Origin of the sequence: Acinetobacter sp. LUNF3 (assembly GCF_022699605.1) — a bacterium.
Classification (GTDB): Bacteria; Pseudomonadota; Gammaproteobacteria; order Pseudomonadales; family Moraxellaceae; genus Acinetobacter; species Acinetobacter johnsonii.
The window spans coordinates 583,603-601,257 of record NZ_CP093968.1 but is presented as its reverse complement, the minus strand read 5'-3'; the positions used below and the strand labels follow the sequence as shown (position 1 = coordinate 601,257).

The window sequence follows — 17,655 nt, the reverse complement described above, 5'->3', positions numbered from 1 at the left end:
AGAGTCAATCTGCTCATCTTGTGGAATCTGATCGAGTAAATCACCAAGCACTTGTGAATCACTCACATTATTTGTAGTGAGTTGAATAGCGCGTATTTGAAGGGTTTCAGCATCTATACCAATATGAAGTTTACGCCATTGGCGACGATATTCAGGTTGGTGTTTCTTACGCTTCCATTCACCTTCGCCTAGAAACTTTAAGCCAGTAGAATCGACGAGTAGCTGGAGACCATTACTGCTTTTTTGATAGTTAATTGCAATATCAATATGCTTTTGTCTTCTGCAGATGGTGGAATAGTCTGGTGCTGTCCAATCTAATCTACAAAGATGAATGAGACTTTGCACAAAGCCAGTGACCATGCGTAAAGAAAGACGAAATAAGGATTTGATCATTAAACAGCATTGGATGGCTGTATCTGAATAAGTTTGATTTCGACCATGTTTACCTTTGGGTTGAGCGTACCATTGAGTCTTGGGATCAAACCAAATTGAGAGATTTCCTCGATTTATTAATGCACTGTTATAAGAAGACCAATTGGTTGTACGATAGATTTTAGGTGTGGGCTTATTCATTTGAGAATTATATTGTGGAATAAGCCTTTAGAGATAGGTTTGTGCAACAAAGCCAGTTTCAACTATAAGAATTAGTATTGGAGTACTTTAAAGTTATAGGGTCAATTACAGGCAACGGCATACTTCTAAAAGTCTTAATCGGTCTACCAAATAAGGTTATTACCTCTTTACCCTCTATTTTCCATTTCACTCCAAATGATACTCTATTCAAACTTTTATAAACTTTTACCATTTGTGGGGCTCCACCGATGCAATTAAATTTAGTTCTTGCATTAGGATCTAGAAGCATATCTCTAATTACTTCTAATGGTTCCATATCTAATGAACCACTTTCAAGTTTATTCCTCTCTTTAAGAAGGTTAATTAATTTCTCTTTTGCTTCATCAAGATAATCTCCACTAAAAGAAACTAGAATTTTACTTTTAACTCCTTTCCAAAATTTAATTGGCTGATATGTAAATTTTTTAATATCTTTTTGATATATAAATTTCCATAGTTTAAACTCTTGCTTATGCCAGCAATAACCACCAAATAAAAACTCTACAGATGGAATTTCATAATCACTTTTATACAACAACATTTCATTTAATGTTTTCAATATCACTGCTTTGAAAGTAGATAGATGTTGATACCGATTTTTAATCTTCGGATTTAGCTCAATTTCATTTTTTAACTGGATCATCATAGGATATGAAAAGCTTGTATCTCCAGAAAAGCACATTGCACAGTCACTTCTAGAAAAAGTGTAAATCTTAGGATTACAATCCCACGATCCAAAAGCTCTCAATCTACTATCAGTTACGAAAACCAATTCTTCAGAATTTCCATTTTTTTTAATCCATGCAGCACATATTGTCATTAAATTAGCTTCACAAAATAATATTATTGTAGAATTCTAAAATATATAAACAATACATAGCAATATAAATTATTGAATCTAAATGTAATTTAAATTATATTTACCGTAGATTCGCTTATACCAATCTCACTTATTAATACCTAATTAAAGTGTTTTTATTCTTAACTATAGGAATCGAGCTAGTAGTAGCTCAATTCCTTAGAATAAGAAAATAGCTTTTTAGCTAATAATGTATAAGTCAAAAATTTTAACTTGCGTTACTTGATCCCTCTACGCTTGCTATTCTCAAACTGCCCTTTCCCAAAAGTTTGCATGTTCCTAAAACATTTTACTCTGAGACGCTGTTCGTCCTTAGCGGGGTCTGTCAGATATTCAATTACAGTAACCACTTTTTCCCAGTCACCCTCATTGTTTCTCGATACCATCCCGATACCAATATCACAGCCTGCCATGCGTAGTTTATTAATGTAGTCCTTGCTATGGAGGTTAAAATAGCTACCATGCCCTTGAGTAATCTGTTGCCATTTCTCCCCTACACGCTGCGCATAATAAGAGCCATTCTGTACTTTGGTTCCATCATACATAAGTAATAGATGTACGTGATAACCCCGCTCCTTCCCTTGTTCAATTGCCCATGAATATCCATGAAGATTGCTAAAGAAGGTATCTTGGTTAGAAAGGCGATTACGCATGATTTCAAAATGCCGATAGAATTGCTCTATGGTGATTTGCTGTTTTGAATCGTTTAAATATCCCAAGTCAACACGAACAATAAGCTCCTTCGTATGGTGATTAAATATCTGTTCAATATATTCCAGTAAGCTTTCTTTATTGTCCTTTTCTTGCAGCCTAAACTGATGTAAATCCCGCTCAATTTCCCCTTTCAGCATTTTGAGCATCTTTTCATAAAATGCTAATTGTTCATCATTGAATTCTAAAACGAAATCATAATTATCTAGTTGCGTTACAACTGGATCAAAACGGATTTGGTCAATATCCAATTTCAACATTACGAAGGCTGAGATATAGTCACCATAGCAATAGTCGATATTGTAAATGGTATCGAATAGCTCAAGCAGCTCTTTAAACTCTTGTTTTTGAGAGTGATTGAAACCACCCAATTGAATGTTAATAACAAAGTTTTCAACTGCAAATAGGATTTCAGTTTCAGAATAAGACTTGGTATTCAGTATAGTGATTGTCATGGTTAGTCCTCTAAAGTGTTTATAACCATGTCATGAGTCACCTCTGTATTTTTTTAGAAGCTTGAAATCTTTCCTGCGTACTCTCATACCCTCCTGTACAGAATTATCTGTAAACGATATCTGAGGAGTAGCATCATGAAAGAAAGGTTGCAGTGATTAATTGAATTCTTTTGGTAGTCAGTATCTTATGGATCGAGAGTCTAGGATGTATTAATAATATAAGAGACCAACTAAGCAGGTTGTACAACACAGTAAGAATTGCCTATGAAATCCTGCTTAGTGGCATAACAATAGCCTGTAAATACTAGAAATATGTCATAAATCAACCAAGCTAAAGTCACCCCTTACTAAAACCTTTTTTTCTTTAAGAAAAATGTAAGAATGGTTCAATACCATCAACCTAGGATAGCCCTTGCTCTGATTTAGGTTTATGCCCTAGTGATAGCCTTTTTTCTTTAGGCACCCAACCTTGAATTGGTTGAAATAAACTCTTGTAACAAATATATAGCAAATACTTTTCTTTAAAAGCTCCCCTAGTCACTTTGTCTATAGTCTCAATTTTTAAGGGTTTTGACGAAAGTTCGAGCACTCCATCCCAAATAGCGTAGGGTTTTAGAAGGTAAACAAACTCTGCTTTTATAAAAGCAAGAGGACCACTATGAGATAAATCCTCTGAATTTCGATATTTTTCATTGCGCTGGTCAATAAACCTTTTCAAAAATGAATCTAAACTTTGATATATATCAATAGACTGTAATTCTGAGTCATAATTAAAAATCAAGGTTAGGTCTGCATACAACGTTTTGTCTTGCCCAACGTCAAATCCTTTTTCATCCCAACGCAGGATATATCCTCTTAACCAACGTAAAGGTTGAGTTGAGCGCCCTACACGAAGGAACTCTGTCAAAATTGCAGATTGCTCCTTTTTGCTAAAATTACCACCATGTAGACGACTAAATTTCAGATGCAATCGATGAACAAGCACGTCCTTTTCTAAAAGATAATCACCATATTTTGACAATTTTTCAAATGACTTATCTAATTCTTTAAGCTGCTTGTTATAAGTATTCACATTCAGACTTGTTTTAAAACTTCTTAATATCTCTTCATACTTTTGAATTGTTTCAGGATTTATTGGCTGATCATCCAGACTCAATAATTCCTGTTTGTGACCAAAAAAGAAACTACCAAAGTCAATTCTATTTTGCGACTCAAAATCAGAGGTTCCTATTTGAAAGAAAGGATAATCCACCTTTTTTAAGTGTTTGAAAAGACCAAACCATATACGCCCTAAACGCGTCAGGCTATCGCTATAAAATTTGGGAGAACGATTCTTATCAGAACTGGCTGGTGTTATTACTATGTTGAATAGTTTTGCTGGAACCGTTTTCAACGTCTCGCAGAAAAGCTCAATCAAATAAAGTAAGCTGTTAAGTGGAATCTTATCCTTGTGACTGATAGGAAGTAAAACAGAACGTAAATCCATCAATGCAACTTTATCGAGATAATTTTGGGCTATTTGAGGGAGGTGCTGGTAATCATAGCTTTTATTGCACTTAGAAAGTGTTAAAAGCTCATTAAATGTGAACTGTTTTGTTATATCTTTTTGCAATAATGCCCCTTGAGACATTAAAGACTGATTTGAGGGAGCCTTAAAAATATCATAGTTACTATCATAGCCATCTATGTTCAGGCTTATGACTTGGTCTACAGAAAAAAAATAGCTGTAAACCCAGTACCAACAATAATAAAGTGAAAGCTCATTGCCCTTACCCTTCTTTATTAAACCCACGGCATTTTTATGGTGATAATCACGCAGATGATTATTCCAGTTTTCTAAGGTGTAACTTTCAGCAGACAGACCAGCCTCCTGTTTCATTTTCTTATCTAATTGAGCAATGATCCCATCTTCTGAGAAATTCGAATGTTTACAATTAAACATCAATATACAATGCAAATTTATTCCAGCTTTTTGCATCGGCTCTAATTTTAATAAGTAACTTTGTAAATTCCCAGTTTGAGCAATCAACTGGCGTATAGCATTAATTTTGCCTTTTAGTACTTTGAATAAGCTGGTGTAACTGTCTGAACAATCATCGGAAGGTGCATACAGATTAATGTCCAAACACATGACGTACACTTGCCCATTTCGATCTAATGTGTCTTTGAAATACTGAAAATAATTTTCTTCTTCATCTGACAAGACAAAGGTTTCTTTAATCGTTTCATCAGTTCTTATTTTTGGTTTTAAATTCTCAGATATTTCATAATAAACCTGTGCCAAGAACTCATAAGGAATTGAACTAAAATCCTGAGGGCTGCTCATACAAAATTTATTTTGTTGAAAAAACTGATTAAACCACATAACAAGATTTGCCTGATTTTCCCACCCGCCTTGAACCTCAGGTTCCATCAAATATTGTACAAATTTTCTAAATGCTGGTATCTCCAATCCATGCCATTCAGGCAATAATCCAGATGCATATTGCAAAGAACCAACATTTTTTAAGAACTGTTCTTTACGACTAAAGTCCATTTTTTCAAATCTTCTTTTACTCATCACCTCATCATTCTTGATATTTAACAGCCACCAATCATAGAGCTGAATGACATCAATTGATTCCCTAAAAATGAGAATATTCTGATCCCCCCCCTCTTGCTTGGCTTCATCATAAGTCTTTCTATATCGAGCTCTAAGTAAATCATACATTTGTTCTTTTGAAATTTTAGATAAATTTGGAGTTATCCTCATTAAAACCCTCTATATACAGTACTTATAAAATTTTAATTGAAATGTTATTCAGCACTTTTTATCATAATAATCATATTTTACAAATCAAAAATCACACTATTTATAGCTATTATTCAAAAAATCAGAGAGGCCATTAGTCCCAAAAATCAAACACAACTGTTCAATTTTTAAATGTCGATTGAATTTTTTTAGGGCAAAAATCCTCTTAGCTCTGTTAGGTCAAAATAGGCTACTTTTGCTGGCAATACTTTCAAAAACACAAGGTGAGCTCAGTGAACTTTATGCGGGGAAGTTAGAGTTGTAGAATCTGATAGTGATCCAATAAAGACAGTGCAGTAATAAGCATCACTCCGCCCTAATCTATATGGGGGATAATTGGGTGTAACAGTAAAAATGTGATTCCCTCTTATTTAACTTTCATTTTTTGGAATTATAATTTCTTTCAATAAATCGTGATTTTTTCTTAACTCGTGGATAATTGTTTCCTCCATGTAGTCAGTATTGTTATATGGCATATTGTAGCCAAAATGCTTTAATGCAACGGAGGGGTTTTTCGAATTTAGAATGCTTGTTAGATTTTCAATTTCTTCTTGTAATTCTTTTACTTGCCTAGCCTTTTTATCGGATAATACTTTACGACGCTTATACCCATCGCTTATGACCTCTCTCAACTCTTCTTCTTTTTCCTTAATTAAGACTTTCAACCAATCAACATCAAATTTTTCAAATTCTTTTATCAATGTCGGAATTATTGAAGTTACAGCCTGATTCAAGCTCTTCCACTTACACCCATTTAAAGCACATTGCTCACGTAAAACACTGTATAAAATTTCACGCCTAGGTAATAATTTTTTATCATAGCGCGCCCTAACTGCACGAATTGCACTCACTTTTCTTGCTAATCCAATGTTAGAACAATAATAGTAAGTCCCCATTGTATCTACATATGCCATTAAAATTTCGGAGTACCGTTGTTTACAAGTTCTTGAAGATAAATTACTTCTTTCACTTTTTAGTAAATCGATTTTTATAAAAAAATCATATATTTGATTAGGCTTAAAACTAGGATCATTTGAAAACTGTGGAAGTACTGTCACTCTAAGTGGGTTCTTTAAGAAATCATTTTGTTGCATTCTCAGTATGATTTTATCTCTAGCTGCTGCATATGAAGGATGCGTAATATCAGCCTCAAAATCACAGTCATACCAATACTTAAATGTGAAAAGCATTTCTTGTTCTAAATCATTCAAATCAGAAATGATGTCTAAATTCACTATTTTAAATCCCATTAAATAACAATATATTAAATAGCATGATACGCTAGTTATTTACTAATTACGCACCACTCTACTTTTTAAATTCCATTAAATTTACAGTGAGCACATCAACCGAAATGATAGGAATAAAATCATGAATGGCGCTGCTCTGCAACTCTCCACATCTGATTACTTATTTATGCGCTACCGCAGCACAACAGTTAAACTAGAGGACGTAGTCAAGGATTACTACCCTCATCTCAGTAAGGTAAAAATGTTAGAAAAAGCAAGAAATCAAGATTTTCCATTTTCTTGCTTTAAATTAGATAAAAGCCAAAAAGCTCCGTACTTTGTCCATATCAAAGATCTAGCTCATGTCCTAGATCTACAATATAAATATGCCAATCAAGACCATGTTACTCTTCACCAATGAGGGGGAACACTTCATCTAATTCTATTGTCTTTTTCCTTTTTTTCACTGATACATATCTTTCCAGACTCCCCCATGAATCATGTAGACTCACTTGCTGAATTTGAGGAATTGTAAAGCCTTGTTCAGCAAGACGGGTACAACCCTCATGCCTTAAATCATGAAAACGTAAATCTTCAATTCCCAAGATTTTACAAGCATTTCTAAATTCACCACCAATCGTTTTAGGACTTAGAGGAATGAGCAAATCCTTGTCATATCCTCGATTCAACATACGTTTTCGCGTACTCTTCACCTGTAAAAGTTCAATCATTTTTCGGCAAGGTTCTAATACATTAAATTCTTTATGATTACCCTTTGAGCCATTCGGATTTTTTAAATCCCGTACTTTCCATACTTCATTATCCTCGTCATAATCAGCCAATAACATTTCAGTAATTTCTGACTCACGACGACATGAAAATATTGCAAACCACATAATCAAATGCATGGGATAGCTGTAAACAGGCTTTTGCCATTTTCGATAAAAGTATTCTGTCAGTTTTTTTAACTCTGCCGTTGTCGGCAAGCGATCACGTTTACCACTAGAAGATATTTGTCGAGTCTTTCGTAATTGTGCTGTTGCTTTATCAAATCCTGCCAAATCAACATTTACATCCCACATGACTGAAGCATGAGACAATACGCCACGAATATGCAATAACTCATGTTGCAACGTACTTGTCGCTATCGGCTTTAAATCTAATTTAGCATATCCAGCCTTACGCAAAGCGACATGTTCTGAAATATCGGCTGGCTTAATTTTTGTGATAATATATTGCGCTATTGGAAATTTCTGAATTAGGCGAAGACAATAGGTTTTAGTACGACCATATTCACTGCCAACTTCATCAAGATATTTGTCTATGGCATTGGCTAAAGTGATATTCGTCACATCCGATCTACCTAATAAAATATCTGGATTTTCTTCGATTTCCTCTTCACGCATTGCAAGCCATTTTTGAGCGAGTCGCATAGAACTAAACGTCTTACTTTCCTTGAAATTTGCAAACCCTTTACGGCTTATTCTAATTTCAGCCCGAAAGCGTATGGTTCCATCGGCTAATTTACGCTGTGAAATTGTCCCCATGATTTACGCCTTATTATTTTCTTAAGGCTATAATGGCGCAATTTGGCGTAAATATCAAAAATAATAGTGCTAAATGAGGCGTAAAAAATCGAAATAAATCAAAATCAGCAACACTGTAAAGGTATGTTTTTTAATATGATTACTGAAAAAACCATTGATAACACCAAAGAACCTCGCATCAGTGTTGCACCCATGATGGATTGGACGACCAAGGACTATCGTTTCTTTGCGCGTCTATTTAACCCAAACGTCATTCTTTATACAGAAATGGTGACCACTGGCGCGATCCTGTTTGGCGGTGCAAATCGACATCTCGATTACAACAATGAAGAACACCCGATCGTTTTACAACTCGGTGGCTCAAACCCTAAAGACTTAGCCACTTGTACCAAAATGGCACAAGACTGGGGCTATGATGAAGTCAACTTAAATGTCGGCTGTCCAAGTGACCGTGTACAAAACAATAAAATTGGCGCATGCCTCATGGCAGAACCGGACCTCGTTGCAGAATGTATCGCTGAAATGCAAAATGCAGTAGATATTCCAGTGACGGTAAAGCATCGTATCGGCATTGATGACATGCATTCTTATGAAGAAATGCTGCATTTTGTCGATACTGTAGCCAAAACGGGCTGTGATAATTTTATTGTACACGCGCGTATTGCCTTACTTCAGGGGCTTTCTCCGAAAGAAAACCGTGAAGTTCCCCCACTGCGTTATGAAGATGTCTATCGACTCAAACAAGAACGTCCAAATCTATTGATCGAGATTAATGGCGGGATCAAAACCTTCGCTGAAACACAAGCACATTTAGAACATGTCGATGGTGTCATGATTGGTCGTGAGGCTTATCACAATCCCTACCTTTTGGCTGAACTTGGTCAATTGTGGAATTTAGATCTACCTGATCGTTTTGAAATTATCGACCAAATGCTGCCGTATATTGCAAAGCGTATGGCTGAGGGTGCGCCATTGTCGATTATCACGCGCCATATTCTTGGGCTATTCCAAAACCTTCCGGGCGCTCGCAAGTGGCGTCAGGCTTTAAGTGGTGGTAATGCCAAGACTTTTGCCGATGTTGAAAATGCAATTCTTAACATTAAAGACGCGATGCAACGCACCGAAGATTATTTAAAAGAACACACTCTAGCCCAGTAATTTAGAACGTTGATCTAACATAAAAAAGCGAAGCATCTGCTTCGCCTTTTTATGTTTCACCGTTATAGCCGAGTACAAGGTTTTACTAAAGAACGCTTTTGGATATTGGTCAAACATTTTATTGTTTCAGTTTTAAAATCATAATGATAAGAAATATACTTTCCTGCAATAAGCTCACTGACAAAGGACTCTTTTCTAAAGTAAGCCGTGGTTATACAACCATGTAAATCAGGTGTAGCATTCACTTTGATCTGTTCAACAAATTGACTTTTCTGACGTATTTGATCCTGTAATTTTAAAATACGATTCATATTTTGAAATTCTTCAGATTGCGCAATCTGTTGTATATTTTTTAAATGACAAGCCTGCGTTACATCATCATGATACTGATGCATTGACCAAACCAATAATGACTGTATATCACTCATCATTTCTTTGGCTTCATTGATCTGATTTAAAGCATAAAAATGGCGAACGGTTGAATAAATAGCATATGCAACACCGCAACTCAAAATGATCCCTATAGCCACTATTTTAACATCAAGTTTGGAATGCCCTGAAAGATCAGTCATGGAGTTGCTTTATCCCGTTATATTTTAAAAGTGCTTCAGGCGAACTCTTCTTTTAAATAAGAGCTTAACTGGTAAATTTACTCAGAGCACGCCAGTATTTGTCTTTAAACAAACTGACCTCTATTTCAAAGTTGCCTTTATATTTTTCAATCACTTGATCAATGACCTTGGATGGTTTTCTAAACTCTTTACACGCAAAATATATAGTTCTTAAGTGATTACCCGTTTCACGACCTATATTTAAATAGCCATCCACATCCTTAAGCTCTTGTAATAATGAATCTTCTATCAAATCCATCAGTTCATAATCTGTAGACGTAGGCATACCATTTGAATGCTGACCATCATAGGAGATTTCTATCAGCATCATCCACGGATGCGAAGCTTTTTGATCCCATGTTAAAAGTGTGCGATTTAAAGTCGCCAGCAACGGTACACCTTCATTGGTTTCACCTTCCAAACTGACAAATTCATCGGCATCCGTATTTGAACGGGTAATTTTGTCTAATCTTGAAATTTCACTACTTTTTAAAATTAAAATGTTTTTGAGCAAGTGAATCGGTAGCAATTCGTTTTCGGCATCTTGCTTAGACTGGACAGAAACATTGTCCAATTTGGTGACCGCATCGTACTCACCCAAATAGTTATCGAGAAAAATATACACAGCCTGTAAAAACGCATCGTTTTCAGCTGCATTATATTCATCATGTACCACGACCAGATCAATCTCATCGGGATACTCGGCTTTCTGGTTAAAATAAAAAGACAAAGTCTGCTGACTAAACTCATAGCCATGCATATTAATCCCGACTTGATGAATATCGCTTTCAGGTTTAAGCGCAGTGAACTTCCACCCTGCAATCTCTGGTGCAGCTGCAATCAGCTCTTCCACAAAAACAATATTTGGAATGATGCCATCAGGGGTAAGAATTAATTCAGCTGTTTGTGGGGTTAACATGCCCGTCAGAAAAAAGATGCCGCTATGGACTTTTTCCAGTTCAGGCGTCAATCGATCAAAGAAATCTCGCTCGATTTCAGTTTTACTGCCTTGATTCACAATGTGGTGAAAATGCTGTTGATGCTGCTGAAACCATTGCCAAAATGCAGTATATGCATTTTCATTCGCAGGCGTTTTTTGTTTTTGAGAACCCCATAATTTTTTTAAAAAGCTCATTTTTCTTTTCTCTTTTTTCTATTGATTTCAATATTTTTTGTGGTCTATGGACTGTATCAATATATCGATGTATACAGTCCAATTAAACCTAAAACAGTCTTATTGTTTCGCTTTCATTCCATCTAATTTTTTCAGCACTTCCGCCACTGCCACCATCGCAAAGCTTGAAGTCACCACCACCGCAGAACCATAGCCACCACAGCGTAGGCCTGCACTTGGACACACATCTGCACTGGAAAATGGATTATCAATCGAATACACACAGCTAATCCCGAACTTTTCTTTTGGTTTTTTACAAATCCCCATGCCACGCAACTGGGTTCGAAGCTTTGCCAACATTGGATCTTGTTCAGTTTTAGACAGATCAGCCACTCGGATTTTCAATGGGTCGAGCTTACCACCCGCTCCCCCTGAAACAATCAATGGGATCTTATTAAAACGACAGTGCAACATCAGTGCTAATTTAGCTTTGACGTCATCAATACAATCTAAAATTAAGTCTGGTCGATGTTCTAAAATTTCTTTGACGTTTTCTGGGGTCAAATAGTCATCGATCAAATTAATTTTGATCCGTGGATTGATGGATCGACAACGCTCGGCCATCACTTCAATTTTTTCATGGCCCAAGGTTGAGCTCATGGCTGGCAGTTGACGGTTAATATTCGAAGCTGCAATCGAGTCCATATCAACCAGTGTTAATTCGCCGACCCCTGTACGCGCTAAAGCTTCGACTGCCCACGAACCGACACCACCAATTCCGATCACCATCACATGACTTTTTTCATAATATGAAAAGGCCTCGTCTCCATAAATTTTGGCTACACCAGCAAAACGGCGGTCATATTCATCATGTTGCAGATCAGTCATGCGTACATCTATATCGGTAAAATCGTGTTCATTTTACCTGAATACGACCTTGGATTGAATGTATCGCTACAAACAATAAAGCCCTGCTGATGACAGGGCTTTTTCCATTGAGATTAGGCCGCAATTAAATTACGCAGTACATAATGCAAAATACCGCCAGCTTTAAAGTATTCCACCTCATTCAAGGTATCAATACGGCACAACACTGTAAATTGGTCTTGGCTGCCATCTTCTCGAAGCACCTGAATTTCCAAAGTTTGATGCGGCTGAATATCATCCGACAGTCTATGAATCGAAAGTATTTCACGACCTGTCAAATTTAAGGATTGGCGCGTTTGTCCATCGACAAATTGCAATGGCAATACTCCCATACCAACCAAATTCGAACGGTGAATTCGTTCAAAACTTTCGGCAATCACCGCTTTAACTCCCAATAAGTTCGTACCTTTGGCAGCCCAGTCGCGCGATGAGCCTGTACCATACTCTTTCCCAGCAATAATGATTAAGGGCGTATGTTGCTGCTGATAAAGCATAGAGGCATCATAAATCGGCAAGGTTTCTCCTGTTGGAATATAGATCGTGTTTCCACCTTCTTCACCGCCCAACATTTCATTCTTAATGCGGATATTGGCAAAAGTGCCTCGCATCATCACTTCATGATTCCCACGTCGAGACCCGTAAGAGTTAAAGTCTTTGGGTTCAACCCCTTGTTCTTGCAAATAGCGTCCTGCGGGGCTGTCTTTCTTGATATTACCTGCCGGGGAAATATGATCAGTGGTGACCGAGTCTCCAAGCACAGCCAAAATACGTGCCTGCTCAATATTGGTAATCGGTTTCGGTGGCTGACCAATCTCTTCAAAAAATGGCGGATGGCGAATATAGGTTGAATTCTCTTGCCAAGCATAGGTCTGACTTTGAGGAATCTGAATTGCCTGCCATGCTGCATCACCATCAAATACCGCGGCATATTCTTTATGGAACATCGCGGTATTCACGCTCTGTAGCGCATGATCAATTTCAGCCTGACTCGGCCAAATATCTTTCAAGTAAACCGCTTGCCCATCTTTGCCGAGACCAATCGGTTGTGTAGTCAGATCGGTACGGATATTGCCCGTCAAACCATAAGCCACCACCAAAGGTGGCGAAGCCAACCAGTTGGTTTTCACCAGAGGATGTACACGCCCTTCAAAGTTACGGTTGCCTGAAAGCACTGAAGCAACATTAAGATCATGGCACTGTATGGCTTCTTCAATCGGTTCAGGCAGCGGTCCAGAGTTCCCAATACACGTAGTACAGCCATAGCCAACAAGGTTATAACCCAACTCATCCAAATACGGTGTTAAACCAGCCGCAGCCAAATAATCGGTCACTACTTTAGAACCAGGCGCAAGCGAACTTTTCACCCACGGTTTACGCTGTAGACCTTTTTCAATGGCTTTTTTAGCGAGGAGTCCCGCGGCTAACATCACGCTGGGATTGGAAGTATTGGTACATGAGGTAATGGCTGAAATAACCACATCACCATGGTTCAATGGGTAAGATTTTCCATCAATAGTGCAAGATGGCTCCTCATGCGGTAGATTGGCTTTTTTAGCTTCAACAGCTGTGCCACCGCCTTCATTTTCTAAACGCTCTTTGGCTTCTTTGGCTGGCTTGAGATTTAGTTCCATCAAGTCATGAAAAGTTTTAGGTACATCTGCTAGCAAGACGCGATCTTGCGGACGTTTAGGGCCTGCCAAACTGGCCTGCACGGTGCTCATGTCCAAGCTCAAAGTATCGGTAAAAACGGGTTCATCACCTGCATTTCGCCATAAGCCCTACGCTTTACTATACGCTTCAACCAAATCAATCCGTTGTTGCTCACGACCCGTCAACGCTAAATAGGCCAAGGTCACGCCATCAATCGGGAAAAAACCACAGGTCGCACCATATTCAGGGGCCATATTGGCAATAGTCGCGCGGTCAGCCAAAGGCAAGTCGGCCAAACCATCGCCATAGAATTCAACAAATTTACCAACCACGCCTTTTTGGCGTAGCATTTGTGTGATGGTTAAAACCAAATCCGTTGCGGTAATGCCTTCATTGAGTTTTCCTGTGAGTTTGAAACCGATGACTTCAGGAATCAACATAGATACAGGCTGCCCAAGCATCGCCGCTTCAGCTTCAATCCCGCCAACACCCCAACCGAGCACGCCTAAGCCATTGATCATGGTGGTATGTGAATCTGTTCCCACCAAGGTATCAGGGAACGCAAAAGTTTGTCCCTCATCCTCCCCCAGCCACACCGCTTGGGCCAGATACTCTAAATTGACTTGGTGGCAAATTCCTGTACCGGGCGGGACAACACTGAAATTATTAAAGGCCGATTGTCCCCAGCGTAGGAATTGATAACGCTCACCATTGCGTTGCATTTCAATTTCGACATTTTCAGCAAAGGCATCTTTATCTGCAAAATGATCGACCATCACGGAATGGTCAATCACCAAATCGACAGGGGACAAGGGATTAATCAAATTCGGATCGCCACCCGCTTGTGCCATTGCGGCACGCATGGCAGCCAAGTCAACCACAGCAGGAACCCCAGTAAAATCCTGCATCAGCACACGTGCAGGCCGATATTGAATTTCTTGATCAGAGCTTCTGGTTTTTTGCCAATCGACTAGGGCTTGAATATGCTCTACTTTTACACTTTTTTGATCTTCAAAACGGAGTAAATTTTCGAGTAAGACCTTTAAAGACTTGGGTAATTGATCAATATTACCCAATGTTTGGGCGGCTTGAGGGAGGTTAAAAATTTGATAGGATTTTTCACCCACCGTGAGTGTTTGTAATGCATTGAAACTATTGATTTTGCTATATCTGGCCATTCGGTTGCCCTCCCAGTATTGGCGAATTTATTTATTATGATGTTCTTTCTTTAATGTAAGCCTGTTTAGAAAAGAATGTGTTCCCTTTTGGTTATCTTATTTTTATCGAGATTATTGTCTTATTCTTCTAAAATTTTAAATGCAATGCAGCCAATGAGTTTTGCCAGAGTTGAGCTGCTAGCGAGCGCTCAGACTGATCCAGTGTCTGTGCGAGACTCTCCAAAACATAAGGTAAATTCACTGGCGTATTGCGGGTACGGTGCTCAGTCGATGTTTGACAACACAACGGCGTCATATCTGGACAGTCCGTTTCAATCACCAAATGTTCACTACCAAGTGCTTGCACCACTTGATGCAATTTTTTGGCGTTTGGATTGGTGATTTGCCCTGTCACCCCAATTTTAAAACCGAGTTTGACCAATGCCTTGGCTTCTTCCACCCCGCCACTAAAGGCATGAGCGATACCACCGAATTTAAATTTTTGGGCTTTTAAAATAGCAATGCTTTCTGCATGTGCTTTGCGAATATGCAATAACACAGGTTTTTGATATTGCTTAGCAAGTTCTAGTTGTGCAGAAAAATAAGATTGCTGCTTGGCGAAAAGTGCAGGCTGTTTATGCTCTTTTAAAAAGGTGTCTAAACCAATTTCACCCACAGCTACGCAGTCCTGCTGCTGCAGGACCTGCTCTAAACGTTGTAAGTGTTCAGTCTGATGCTGGCCGATATAAAACGGATGTAAACCTGGGGCAAGACAAGAGCACGGAACATTCTCCCAGCTTTTTAATTGCTGATGGGTCTGAATCAGCGCATCAAATCGCGATTCAAGAAAACCAATAAGGACCAGTGCCTCTACCCCAACACGTTTTGCTTGCTCAGCCAAATGTTGACGATCAGTATCAAAATCGGCAACATCAAAATGAGTATGGGTGTCGAAGAGAGGCAAGCTCATACTTGATTAGCTCTTGGCTTCTGAAGCAGCCTGTACGCTCTGTTTGGCTTTGGGCAAATACTCAGGCTTTAAAATTTTCTGGAGTTGATCATAGCCAAGAGTTAAGCGCGGTAAACCCACCACATAAGGGCCAATTTCATACTCGCCATATTGCAAAATCAGACCTTCAGTGCCCAAGTAATAATTGTTACTCAAACTAAACTTCCACGCTTGCTCATATTCATCGACATTGGTCGCTAACTTAGAGTCGACGACCCAAGTACGAAAGGCTTCATGCGCTACTCTATTTAACGCCGCCTTCTGATTCGGCAACAATAGATCATCCAAACTCACCAGCTTTTGCTGCTTCAAGTCAAAATTATAATAATGCTGTGATGATGAACCATGTGCACCGCCTAAGTAGCTGCTGGTGTTCAACACCACCGTAGCCAAAGGATCTTTGGCATTTAGAATTTTCGGCTTAATCATCAAACTAATTTGATGGTTAGAACTTAAGGCTTTCAACTCTTGATCTAAACCCAGAAAAGCAGCCAAATAAGGTTGAACTTGTTTCTCTAGTTTCAGTTTAGGGGTGAGGACTTGGCCCACTACCGCAGGTTCAGAACTTGCCGCCACCGCACTTGATGCCTCGGTAGCAGAACTGCTATGCATAGGCGAAATATCAATAATCTGCGATAAATCTTTCACAATTTGTTGATCAATAAATTCATCAATAAAGGCTTGATTACTTTGCAAACGATCAATGTTTAATTCTGGGCAAGCATTGCCATCACATTCAGGTAATTCGAATTGTAATTTTTCTGTGTCACCGACCAGCTTTAAGGCTGTTTCTACCTCTGAAGCCGCTGTGGTCTGCGTTGCAGGAGTTTGAGGCTCTTTATCTTTTGGTTGGCAGGCTGTCAAACTGATGGCAGCTGCAAGTACGCTGATTGTAAATATTGTTTTGCTTTTTAACATAAATAACCTATTACCTTGTGAAGCCAGCTCTTGCTTTGGCCGATGTACTAAAACAACTGGGTATAGACATCGGCTTTTAATACCTGTTGAGTTTGTGCTTTCGTCAAATAAATATCAAGCTGAGTCCCATCTTTTACAATCTCATGAGTCCGATAGTGTAAACCGATGCCCTCTTGGTCAAAGAACCAATCTGCTTGCCCCCAGTACAACTTCGCAGGTGCAGATTTTCGCACTTCGGGTTCTTGTTTCTTCAACCAGTCTTGATACGCTTTTTGCACCAATACATTCATCGCCAGTTGCTGTTTCGGGTGAATTAAATCTAATAATGCCACCGCTTTTTGGTTTTTACGATCCGCAACAAAGAAATAATAACGTTCCTTAACATTTACATTCTCTTGATTGGTATCAACCCCAATTTGCATCAATACAAACTGATTGCGCTGATACGGTATACGCGTATACATCGCCAAGCTATAAGCCTTGTTGCCCTTGAATTCGGCTTGCCATGTATCCGACTTTTTCACATAGGCATTAATAGCTTGCTGTAAGCTCATGTCTTGTTTTAAGCCAATTTGATCTTGAATCACGCGAGTCTGACTTTTGGCAATCCATAGATTTAACCACGGATCTGCCGTTGTTAAACTTTGCAGTTCTAATTCAATACAATTTTTGGTTTCACAAAATGGCTGTGCAATATCAGCCGCTTGTTGCTGAATATTTAAATATGGTAACACTTCAGCCTGCTCTGTTTTAAATACCGAGCTTTTGGCATCTGCGTCTGTTTCAGATTGTTTAGAGGAGTCACATGCCGTCAATAAGACAGTCAAACTCACCAATATTGTATAAATAGCCTGTTTCTGCAACATGCGTCTTCCATGAAATTCATGATTAAAAAAAGTATCTTGCA

13 protein-coding genes and 2 pseudogenes are annotated in these 17,655 nt (G+C 38.5%); 2 read left to right on the top strand and 13 right to left on the bottom strand.

Features of this window, described 5'->3' with window-relative positions; all coding sequences use genetic code 11:
* The 5 genes and pseudogenes from MN200_RS02840 to MN200_RS02820 all read right to left on the bottom strand — a co-directional run.
* Nucleotides 1-573: pseudogene (locus MN200_RS02840) on the bottom strand (IS5-like element ISAha1 family transposase); the annotation flags it as partial.
* A 58-nt stretch (nucleotides 574-631) separates the two neighbouring features.
* Nucleotides 632-1,432, bottom strand: a complete 801-nt coding sequence (locus tag MN200_RS02835; protein ID WP_058870701.1) for a hypothetical protein — start codon at nucleotides 1,430-1,432, stop codon at nucleotides 632-634.
* A gap of 257 nt (nucleotides 1,433-1,689) precedes the next feature.
* Nucleotides 1,690-2,637 carry an inovirus-type Gp2 protein gene (locus MN200_RS02830; RefSeq protein ID WP_058868935.1) on the bottom strand — a complete coding sequence of 316 codons (948 nt, stop codon included), beginning with the start codon at nucleotides 2,635-2,637 and terminating at the stop codon, nucleotides 1,690-1,692.
* A 400-nt stretch (nucleotides 2,638-3,037) separates the two neighbouring features.
* Nucleotides 3,038-5,389, bottom strand: coding sequence for a hypothetical protein (locus tag MN200_RS02825; RefSeq protein WP_114392479.1), 2,352 nt, complete (start codon nucleotides 5,387-5,389; stop codon nucleotides 3,038-3,040).
* 410 nt (nucleotides 5,390-5,799) lie between these two features.
* Nucleotides 5,800-6,663 carry a hypothetical protein gene (locus MN200_RS02820; RefSeq protein ID WP_058868938.1) on the bottom strand — a complete coding sequence of 288 codons (864 nt, stop codon included), beginning with the start codon at nucleotides 6,661-6,663 and terminating at the stop codon, nucleotides 5,800-5,802.
* A 136-nt stretch (nucleotides 6,664-6,799) separates the two neighbouring features.
* On the opposite strand from MN200_RS02820, the gene MN200_RS02815 reads away from it, so the two are divergent.
* On the top strand, nucleotides 6,800-7,078 hold the full coding sequence (locus MN200_RS02815; RefSeq protein ID WP_058868934.1) for a pyocin activator PrtN family protein: 279 nt from the start codon (nucleotides 6,800-6,802) through the stop codon (nucleotides 7,076-7,078).
* Here the strand turns inward: MN200_RS02815 and MN200_RS02810 are convergent.
* Entirely contained in the window at nucleotides 7,062-8,204 is a 1,143-nt protein-coding gene (locus MN200_RS02810) for a tyrosine-type recombinase/integrase (protein WP_058868933.1), read from the bottom strand. The two genes, MN200_RS02815 and MN200_RS02810, sit on opposite strands and share 17 nt — an antisense overlap.
* 135 nt (nucleotides 8,205-8,339) lie before the next feature.
* Here MN200_RS02810 and dusA point away from each other — a divergent pair, with 135 nt between their 5' ends.
* Nucleotides 8,340-9,362, top strand: a complete 1,023-nt coding sequence (dusA, locus tag MN200_RS02805; RefSeq protein ID WP_058868932.1) for a tRNA dihydrouridine(20/20a) synthase DusA — start codon at nucleotides 8,340-8,342, stop codon at nucleotides 9,360-9,362.
* Nucleotides 9,363-9,424: 62 nt separating this feature from the next.
* On the opposite strand, the gene MN200_RS02800 is transcribed toward dusA, so the two are convergent.
* The 7 genes and pseudogenes from MN200_RS02800 to MN200_RS02770 form a co-directional block, all read right to left on the bottom strand.
* The gene (locus MN200_RS02800) at nucleotides 9,425-9,934 is read right to left on the bottom strand and encodes a hypothetical protein (protein ID WP_058868931.1); all 510 of its coding nucleotides are present in this window, start codon (nucleotides 9,932-9,934) and stop codon (nucleotides 9,425-9,427) included.
* Nucleotides 9,935-9,998: 64 nt separating this feature from the next.
* Nucleotides 9,999-11,108 (bottom strand): DUF695 domain-containing protein, encoded by a 1,110-nt coding sequence (locus tag MN200_RS02795; protein ID WP_058868930.1) that lies wholly within the window; start codon nucleotides 11,106-11,108, stop codon nucleotides 9,999-10,001.
* A 99-nt stretch (nucleotides 11,109-11,207) separates the two neighbouring features.
* Nucleotides 11,208-11,975, bottom strand: a complete 768-nt coding sequence (locus tag MN200_RS02790; protein WP_010325913.1) for a tRNA threonylcarbamoyladenosine dehydratase — start codon at nucleotides 11,973-11,975, stop codon at nucleotides 11,208-11,210.
* Between the two features lie 113 nt (nucleotides 11,976-12,088).
* A pseudogene (gene acnA, locus MN200_RS02785) lies at nucleotides 12,089-14,842 on the bottom strand (aconitate hydratase AcnA).
* A gap of 127 nt (nucleotides 14,843-14,969) precedes the next feature.
* Nucleotides 14,970-15,785 carry a TatD family hydrolase gene (locus MN200_RS02780; RefSeq protein ID WP_162788943.1) on the bottom strand — a complete coding sequence of 272 codons (816 nt, stop codon included), beginning with the start codon at nucleotides 15,783-15,785 and terminating at the stop codon, nucleotides 14,970-14,972.
* Nucleotides 15,786-15,797: 12 nt separating this feature from the next.
* Complete coding sequence (locus MN200_RS02775; RefSeq protein ID WP_058868927.1) at nucleotides 15,798-16,748, bottom strand: RsiV family protein; 951 nt, start codon at nucleotides 16,746-16,748, stop codon at nucleotides 15,798-15,800.
* A gap of 47 nt (nucleotides 16,749-16,795) precedes the next feature.
* Nucleotides 16,796-17,614 carry a hypothetical protein gene (locus MN200_RS02770; protein WP_058868926.1) on the bottom strand — a complete coding sequence of 273 codons (819 nt, stop codon included), beginning with the start codon at nucleotides 17,612-17,614 and terminating at the stop codon, nucleotides 16,796-16,798.
* Nucleotides 17,615-17,655: the final 41 nt, after the last annotated feature.